Annotated in this window: 1 protein-coding gene; it reads right to left on the minus strand. The window is 47.8% G+C overall.

Translation table 11 applies throughout. The features are described 5' to 3' along the window. Positions 1-88: 88 nt before the first annotated feature. The gene (locus A3EU_RS0107440; RefSeq protein ID WP_211213908.1) at positions 89-10393 is read right to left on the minus strand and encodes an HYR domain-containing protein; all 10305 of its coding nucleotides are present in this window, start codon (positions 10391-10393) and stop codon (positions 89-91) included. Positions 10394-10503: the final 110 nt, after the last annotated feature.

Genomic DNA, 10503 nt, shown 5'->3' on the forward strand with positions numbered 1-10503 from the left:
CTTCAATTTTTAAATATAACACATTTTAAAAAAGAACACCCCAGACTTTGACCAAAGCCTGGGGTATTCCACTTCGTTTCACAATTCTTTACTTCACCACAATCATCGTTTTACTCGCCTGATAATCACCGGCTTGCAAGGTGTAGCTCAACACACCGGTATAGCCTTGTAATTGTTGCTTGGTGAGTTTGAAATCATGGTAGCCTTCAGTACAGTCTTTCTTTAGCAGCAAGATAATTCGTCCGCTAACATCTTGCACCGTAAGTGTAGCTTCCAATGCTTCCGGCAGGTAGAATCCTATCATCGACTCACCCTGGAAAGGGTTCGGCGTATTCTGGTACAGCGCAAACTCTGCTCTCGGCCAGCTACTGTCCACAAATTGGAGGCCCAAATCATGTATCATATCGACGCGGTAAGACTCTGCTACCGTATAGCGACTACTGATTTGTAAGCCATCACTCAGGCGTTGATCAGACATCGCGCGTACCACCAAGCTAAAGAGCACATCCGTTGGCAACAAGTCCGGATGACCTTCTCTTTGGTTCCAAGACATAGTCACCCATCCATTTTCAGCATCCTGCAAACCAAAGTTCGCCGCAGAAGTCAGCGTGTGCTCAATGGTGATGAGTTCCAAGTCTTCCAGCTGTAGCGTCCCTTGAAAACCGCTCATGCCTGTCGCCGTTCCTGCCATCACTGCAATGGTGTAAACATTTCCTTGCAGCAAATCGGCATTTTCGATTTCCAATTGCAGCTCTTCCTCCAGGGTACGATCATCGCTACTCAGCGCATTCGCCTGCGCACTGCCATTCACATCACCGATTTTTACGGCTACGAAGTCGGCATCATTGATGATAGTACTGATATTGTTGATGCTGATCAACTCTGGGAAGACCTCCATCCAAGGGTTAGTAGGCTCTGGGAAAACGTAATCCTGATCGACAAATCGCCAACTGGTGTTGTTAGGAAACTCGGTCGTGATATTCAGTATCAACTTACGCAACTGGATCAAATCCAAAGTCGTAATCGTACCCGAATGGTTTACATCTGCCGCAATCCGCTTGTAAAGACTGTTCAGCGGCTGTACCGCCAAAATATGCTTACTGATCAGGATAATATCGAAGGTAGAAACGCCATTCAGCGGATTCGCATTGGAGTACGGTGTCACCGAATAATCCTGCCCAGCTTCGAGACTAACAAAAGCGTAGGCGCCATCATTTCCGGTCGTCATCGTAGAGGTGTTACCTCCACTCAAATTCACCTCTATAGTAGCTACGGGTTCCGCATCTTCTGTCATTATCACCCCGGCAATCGTCGCATTTTCACCGCTTGAACAGGATGGGTCGCCTAACTGTACCAATACGTAGGTTTCACAATATTCAAAATTACCAGCCGCATCAATCGCATAGATGTAGAGTACTGTCGTTTCTTCATCAGCAGAGGTGAGTACAAGGCCAGTACGAGCAGGGTCAGGCACAAAGCCTTCTCCAGCTGCTTCTACCTCCGTTGCCCGGTAAATAGCATATTGCAGCGGGCCGGAACAATCCTCTACCGGACTGCCCAGGTAGTCAGTTGCCCAAATAGCCGCCGCACAATCGCCCTCGGGGGTAGGCATCAACGTTACTGTCAATCCGTTCAAACAGATCGGGGCCGTAGCCACACAATCATTGACCTGGAAGGTGGTGTAATGGCTCACCGTATTGCCACAACCATCCGTCAGTACCACCCGTAATGCGTGTATACCGATAGGATGAACACCGCTGTAAGTAAGGCTTCCTGCACCATCATAAACCGACTGATCGGTAACAATGATATCCGTAAAGAACTCATTCGACTCTATCACCCCATTTCCGTTGGCATCTACAGCATTGTTATCGGTTTCCACCGAAATAATTTGTAAGCCGTTGAGGCCACAATCATCGGTGATACTGAGGCTTAGCGTTACCAAAGTATCACAAGCGGGCGTTGCGCAGAACTCCAAGGCACCACTGTCTTCGATGACCGGAGCCGTGTTGTCGTATACTTTTACAAACTGATAATACTTCCAGTGGCCACGATCCAGCAACTCACGAATATTACCGTTGGTATCATCGTTGTCTGTATCAATTACAGCTTGACTGTTTTCGCCTCGACGATAGACCCAGAAGGCCTCGCCAGGTTCATTGTCATTGTCTTCATCACGCGAAAGGTTTGCCGCTGGTACTTCACCGTCCCACACGCACCAGTTGATGATGGTGTAAGGAATGCGCAGTTTGTAGCATTCGTCTGCCGAAGCTGGGTAGATTTCCGGCTCACCGATATTTACGACCAGTACATCGCAACCGTTAGCGAAGACTTCTACCTCATCCCAACTTACCGTTCCGTCCGTGCAAGCAGCATCACCATCCGCAGGGAACGAAATCGCATAATCATGAACTTCCTCTATCGTGATGATTTGACTACAAGTATTCACAGAAGACAGTACTTCATCAATGTCTATAGCACCATTACCGTTGGCATCTCCGTTCCATTGCCATGCCGCAAAACGACGTGTAATGGTTCCCCATCCACAATCGTTGATCTGGATATTCGGGGCACGTTCTACCAGCGTATCAACGCTACAATTGTCAATACCCGTTGGGCCACCAAAGAGGTCATTCATCATCAGTGATGTTGCGGCAAAATCATTTGCGTAAGCATCTTCTATATCACCGCTAAAGAGCAATGGCCATTCCACACAAGTGACCGTCTGATCCAGAGGAGCCGTACAGAACGGAGCCAGTTTGTCTTCGATCAACACCTCCAACCAACAGGTATTGGTATTGCCTTGCAAGTCCGTCACCAGTAGTTCCAGCAGTACTGTTTCATTGAGGTCACAGCAGCTGAAGAATTGCTCCTCGTCCCATGGAGAGAAGTAATCAGTCACTTCGCTACAATCCTCTGGATCGCGTGTAAACTCACGACGTATCGCCAAGCTTACTGGTCCACAGGCATCGTGGCTACCTTCGTCTAAATCTTCGGCAGTGATGCGAGCAACTCCTTGGCCGCCCAAGCTGATTTGCAATAGATCATCACAAGCGGCTGTAGGTTCGATCAGGTCTTCTACCGTCACATCATAACTACAAGTGGTACGGCGATTACATTCATCGCTGACGCGATAAGTAATCGTATAAGTACCAGGGGCCAAGTTGCTCAAGGTGTAAGTGCCATTCTCAAAAGTAAGTGCTCCTCCACTGACCGAAACGGTGTAAGTGGTATTGGAACAACCATCATTCATCATCAAGGGCGCAGGAATAGGATAGTAAGCCGTGCAGGTAAGCGGACTGGTACTGATAATCAAATCATCAGGACAAGCCACCTGTGGGTCTTCCTGGTCCAGTACACGAATTAACTGTATGTGCTCGCGAGGGTTCTCCCCTACTACGACAGGCAAACAGGTATTACGCACCTTCCAGGTACGCAAGATTTCGTAGCTGCCTGCACAGATATTGTAAACTTCATCCGTATACAAGTAAGATGCACTACAGTTATTGACACCGAAGACATCCGTACTTCCGTCCAACGTTGGGTAACCCGTAGAATCCGGATGGGTCAACATTGGATTCGCGGCTACGTCCGAACAACTAAGCGCTGCAAGGCTCACCCCATCACGATCTGCGGGGAAGACAATTTCTTCCAGATCGAAAGTCTCCACCACGATATGCTGCACACAACTGGTGCTATTGCCTGAGGCATCTGCTACCGTCCAGGTACGATCAATAATCAGGATCGTGTCGGCACAAGTGCCGTTTTCCTGCACCAAATCCTGGTAAGAGATATCTGCTCCGCCCAATGCACAGGAAAGTAATACGGGCTCACCTGTGAATTCAGGCGTTGTCAACTCAATACAACTCAGCGTTGTATCTGCCGGGCATTCAAAGGTCGGTGCCTCGTAGAAGCCTACATTGACGTAACCCCAACAACATACATTGTTGACCAAATCACAAATTTCCACCACTACCGTTTGACCAATATGTTCATCGGTTACGAAAGGTGAAGACAGTAAAGGATTACCTTCAGGAGCATCCAGCAAGGTCAGCTCGTAGTTTTCATAACAGTAATAATTGTTACCCGTAAGAATCATCTCTGCCGTGATTTCCTGTGTACAATCAGGACCAAGCGACACGTTGATCTGCTCAATACAAGCCATCGACGGATCTACGGGAATGTACTCCAACACCGTAACCGTGTAAGTACAGGTCACCGGATTACCCGCAGCATCCGTAACCACGACGGTCACCATCGTTTCTCCGATGGGCAACAGGGTATTGAACGGCGGTGTGGCCACTATGGTATACTCTCCACAGTTATCGGTTATATCCAAATCCAGCGGCGTATAAGCAGACTCACATTCTCCGGGGCCAAGTTGAATAATCACATCGTCTGGACAAACTACCATTGGAGGTTCTTCGTCATTGACGGTAACCTGGAAACCACATTCGGTGACATTACCAGCCGCGTCGGTGAGCGTATAGTTTACGCTCGTTGTCCCAACGGGGAAGTTAAACGTCGTCAGGGCGCCCCAGTTGCTTACTGCTAACTGACCATTGCTCAACAATACACCGTCTTCCGAAACGATCATTTGCTGAATCGTACCGTCAGGGCAATTATCGAAGAAAATCGGATGACGCCATTCAATCAAAGCACTGCATTCGCCAGGATCGTTGGCTATTGTAATATCAGGCTGGTCGTAGCTTGTTTGCAAACGTAGTTCAAGTGACCATCCTTCCAAGGTGATCGGATCTTGATTCAGACTACCATTGTGCCCCAAACGCAAGGTCCAAGTGCCATTGGCAGTTTGTCCAACGAATTGCTCCAAGCTATTTACAGGTGATAATTCTTCGCCAGCTCCCAATAAATTACAAGCTGAAAGAATCGAAGGAATGGAATCACTATCGAAAGTAATATCCCAACCTGGTGCGGTACCACAGATGGCACTCGCCAGATCAATTTCTGTACCGTTCGGGCTTATCAGACTTACGTCTAAATTACCAAATGCGTTGGTCGTTCCGGCAAAGTGAAGGTTCACATCCGCCAGAAGGCCAAAGTCGGTGACCAATAAAGTGCTTTCTATACAATCGCCGGCGAAAAATTGTCCGCCATTGAAGTTATTGTAAACCAGAGCTTCGCCTTCCGCACCACAACGTGGGAATTCGTTATCGCCAACTGTTACCGTAAAGGTACAGCTGATGGTATTTGGTAATTGTGACTGCAGGGAAGTCAAACCACCGTTATCGGTAGGCTGTGGCAATTGAGGGTTGAGGCTACCGATGGTAGTGTTACCACAAACGGCTGCTGCCACAAAATCGTCCGCCGTATTGGTATCCCAAACGAAGGTACGTATCGCACCACTGAGGGCACCATTGACCTGTCCACTCCAGTCGGCACTACTAACCGTCGCTAAAGTACCCAAGCCTACAGGATTGAAGTTTCCAAGTACGGCAACATCAAGCACCGTTCCGCTGTGACTAATCACATAGGCTGCTCCTTCTCCAGGAGTAAGGTTGATCGCTCCGGCAACATTAAAGAAGCCGTTGACTTGATCGTCTGTTCCGTCACCAAAGTGAATGGTGATCACTTCGCCTGGTGCCAATACCGTGAAGCGAGGTAAAGCTATACTTTCGCTACCTCCCGCATGATGACGTTCGATGCCGAGACAACTCACATCCATGCTGGCAGGGCCAAAGTTGGTAATTTCGAGAAAATCACCGTCAGGTGTGCCACTGGTAATAAAGGCAGGAACAGGTTCCGTGCCTCCTACCGTCGCTTGCAGATCATGCGTCATTTCGGTGATCAGCAGCAGTGGTTGGTCTTGCGCGAGGTATTCCACCGTAGTGGTACCCAGCATAAAGAACTCGCCACTGGCATCAGCCAGACCGTCTGTGATTGTGTTCCCCATTCCATCTACCAAACGGTAAACAGTAGATAGGTTTTCATCACAATTATCCTGGAAGCGAGGCGAGATATTGCTGACAAACGCGCCACATTCGCTCGGGCTCACATTAACGGTCATATCCGCTGGGCAACCATCGCCGATAATGGCAGTAGGATCATCGTTGTCGTTGATAATCACTTTCCGGGTACATACGGTGGTATTTCCAGCTGGGTCAGTAGCCGTAAACTCAAGGATCGTTGTCCCTACGGGGAACATATCACCACTCGTCAGGCCAGTGTTGTCTGTTTGGGTTACCACTACGCCAATGCCACAGTTGTCTATGGCTTCCGGCAAACTGAAGTTGGCAAAATTGCTACATAAGCCAGGCAAGCTGGTCAGCACCACATTTGGTGCAGGACAATTGAGGAAGGTTGGCGGTGTTTCGTCGATCAAAGTCAACACAACACCACAGGTATCCGTATTACCGTTGATATCGACGACGGTCAAGACCACCGTGATCATATCGCCATCTGCTGTTCCGAAGAGCAACCCAGCGGCTGGCACTTGGAAGACAGTGTCAATTGGCGCACAGTTATCGATGGTCATTTCGGCCATCAGGTCAGGAATGATTCCTACACAGAGGTTTTCATCAGCAGGAATATCGCGATCTTCCGGACATACAATCTGTGGAGCGGTATCATCAACGAGATTGACTTCATTGGTACAAATGCTGAAGTTGCCATACTCATCCGTCACTCGTAAGTACACCGTGATGGGCGACATCAGTAAGTCATCCAAGCCAAAGGTCAATTCATCGGTATAAGTTGTGTTGTCCAAGCTGATTTCGTAAATCAGATCGGCAGGGTCAGTACAGTTATCGGTACTTCCCGCATCAAGGCGATCGGGTGTAAGCACGTATTCACAATTGCTACCCACCGGAACCGTAATATCCTGACAAAGGATCGCTGGTACTTCCTTGTCGTTGACACGAATAAAGAAGGAGCAAGTATCGGAATAGCCCAACATAGGCAAGGAAGGCACACTGGTACGAATCAGTACTTCCGTAAGTCCGACATTGTACATCAGACCACTAGGTTGTCCAGCGATCCATGTGTCCAGAGCGGTATCCATTGCACCATCGCCAAGTAGTTTGAATTCAATCAAGCTATCAGGCACACCAGCACAGGTGACAATCTCCGCAGGTGGGAAATTGACTGCCGCTTGGCACCAACCCAGGTCATTGTCTACAATGATGGTATCCGTCACCGCTGGGCAAATGATGCCTACGAAGCAATCAAGTGTTACTGGTGTTTCTTCCTCATCGTTGGTAGGATCACCATCACCATCTAAATCAGGGTCACTACCATCTTGTGAGTCATCATTGGCGATGGTTCCGAAAGGAGAAATAGAATTACCAAAAACCGTATTCAGGTATGGCCCAGGAAAACCACCAGGGGCAACCTTCACCGTAATGTAAATCGCTCCTTCTTCATTAGGAATCAGGATATCACCAGGCTCAATGAGGTTCAATTCATCGATACCATTGTAGTTGATATTTACCGCAAATTCTTCACTTTCAATACCGATCAGCATCCAGTCGGTGGCACCGGCAAAGGTTTGAGCGAGGTTATCGTAAACGCCCAACACTTCCAGGTTGACATCTCCAAAGTTTTGAACACGCACTTCGTAGGTAATTTCGAAATAACCGTCGGCACGTAAAGTAGGCCCTTCACTAACTCGTTTGGCAACACCAAGGAAAGGATTTTCCTCAAAATCTACCACGGTAGGAGAGAATTCATTAGGGTTATTGTCTCCGTTGGGGTCAGGCTGAGTACCATCGACCGAAGCATCAAAATACGTCATTCCATCGGGGGCGATACCACTTAAAGTTGCATTATTGAAAAACGGCCCAAGGTCACCACCACAGTTTGTGATATGTAAACTGAGGTTGACGGAACCATCTTCGCCGGGTTCCAAGATGTCCGTTCCCGTCAATAACTCAATATCATTGACCCCATCGTAAAAGTCATTATTGGTATCAAATTCTCCAGAAGTGAGAAACGTAACTTCAATTTCACAAGTTTCCGGGAAAGTAGCTCTCAGGTTATCCTGCAAACGCAAGCCTGTAAAGTTGACCGTTCCGAAGTTTTGGATATTAAACTCGTAGGTAACATCGTAGCTACCATCTGGATTAATTTGTGCAAAAATCAAGTCTTTCGCTACACCTAGATTAACTACTTCTTCAAACGTTACAGGCGTACCACTTTCTTCATCAGGCACTCCGTTGCCATCAGGGTCAGGGTCTACGCCCCAATTGGAGGTATCTGTGATGTGGGTACCATCACCTTGTACGGCATCGGCCTCTGCATAATTGACAAAAGGACCGTTGTTGATGCCACAAGCACCAACGGTAATGGTCAATAGAATAGAACCTTTATCCTCTGCTTGTAAAACATCTGACCCTAGTAGTAAATTGACATCAGTGAGTCCGTTGAAGTTCACATTAACCAAATAATCATCACTGGTGATAATCACGTTGGTAATAGCACAAGGAGCAGGGAAGGTCTCGAAAAGATTATCGGTCACTTGTAGACTATCTAGATCAACGGTACCAAAGTTCTCTACATTGAATTCGTAAGTAATTGTCGCAGACCCATCAGGATTATTCACCAGGCTCACTACTCGCTTCGCTACACCGAGAGAAGAAATTTGAGTAATAATTAGGTCGGCTTCGGTGGTAATATCGTTGCCACATTCATCCGTTACCGTAAAGGTTACCGGAATAACACCGCCTGTCGCACACAAGGCTGCTGCCTCTGCTAGGTCGAGATCATTGGTCCAGGTCAGGTTGCCACAATCATCCGTTGCGGTAGCATTGCCATTAGCATCCAGCCATTCCAGTAATTCGGGAGTCAGAATATCACCATCCATACAAGTGATCGTAAGGTCTTCTGCTTCCATTGTAATCACAGGGTCAGTCGTATCTTCGATGATGAAGTTAGCATCGGTACTTGCGGTATTACCACACAAATCACTTACTGTGAAGCGATAGGTATAGGTAACCGTTTCTCCACACATTTCCACGGTTTGCAATAGCTCGTTGGTCCAGGTCAATTCTAGGTCAGTGCTACAACTTCCGTTGTCCGTAGCAATAGCTCCACCAACCGTAGCTAGCCAATTTGCTAACTCCATAGCATTACCACTGCCATCACATTCTACTGTTTCATCCATTGCCATCGTTGTAATTAACGGTGGGCTAGCATCTTCAGCATAATTAAAGAATTGTTGACAAACAGTTTCGTTACCCGCCAAATCGGTAATCGTATAGGTTCTGGTTACGATCTTCATACCGTCATCCGGACAAACAGAATTGCCATTTCCTTGATCCACGGCATTGATTACAAAATTGGCGATCATAGCCGCATCGGCACAATCATCCGTCACTGTTCCGCCCAGAGCCATGAACTCGGTAATGTTGGTCGCCGCAAGTGGCAAAGGATCGTCACAGCTCAGGTCAACATCCGCTGGACAAGAAATCACCGCAGGCAAATCCTGAACCGTAATATTTACGGTATACACATTGCTACAACCGTTGGGGTTGTTCAGCGTATAGGTCACGGAGTAAATCCCCAAGGTATTGAAACTAAAGGTTGCCCCCGTTCCATTGCCGTTGTCGGTAACTCCTGTTCCAGTAAACTGTCCTCCCGTTTCAGTGGGTGTCAGCATCACCACTTCATCAAGACAAGGGAATAGATCGCTTACGGTAAAGCTTGCGTCCTGAGCCGTACCATCACTCACCGTAATTTGTACTTCGTAAATTTCCTCACAAGTGCCCGTCGGTGTTGTTCCACACACCTCGTAGGTAATGGTTTCGGTAAGTCGAAGAACGACTGTTCCTATTCCAGTTATCTGAATTTGTCCTGTTGTTGCGTTAAGCAAACTAGCCGGGCCACTTTGTACACTAAACACCCTTGTTACCGCATCTGTATAAACCGGGCTATTCACCACCGGATTGTAGATATGAGTCATCGGATCATCTCCGTCTGACCAACACACCTGGTCTTGAATATCGAAGCTTGGCTGAGGCTGCTCACTGATCAAAATGTAAGCGGTAGCTTCGTCTGTACAGGTGGCGTCAGCACCCGAAAAGGCACTTACGGTATAAGTGATTTCATAGCAACCAGGTTCTTGGTAAACCAAAGCTTGACCGCTAATCACAGCGTTACCGGTAGCCGTGCCTAAAGTGAATGTTCCACCTGGTGTAGTTCCAGGAGTAAACAAGCTACTCAGTGAAATACTTCCACCCGGCTGCACCAGGCAAGCTAAATGAACATCATTCAATGCCGCGCTTACCGGACCAAATACTTCTATCGTCTGTGATTCTACTGCGGTACAGCCACTGCCATTGCTCACCGTGTAGGTGATCGTGTAAAGACCTGCGCCCGTACTTGGTGTAAAGTTGTAATTAGGATGTGTGCCGCTGACACCGTTGCCGGTGAACACACCATTGGCTTCGCCAGTCACTAAGATATCCAGATCAACAACAGCATCATCGGTACACAGCGGGCCGAAGGTTGTCCAACTCGCGTCTACCGATTCGTTGGTTTCTGTGA

It is taken from the genome of Lewinella cohaerens DSM 23179 (assembly GCF_000379805.1).
Lineage (GTDB): Bacteria > Bacteroidota > Bacteroidia > Chitinophagales > Saprospiraceae > Lewinella > Lewinella cohaerens.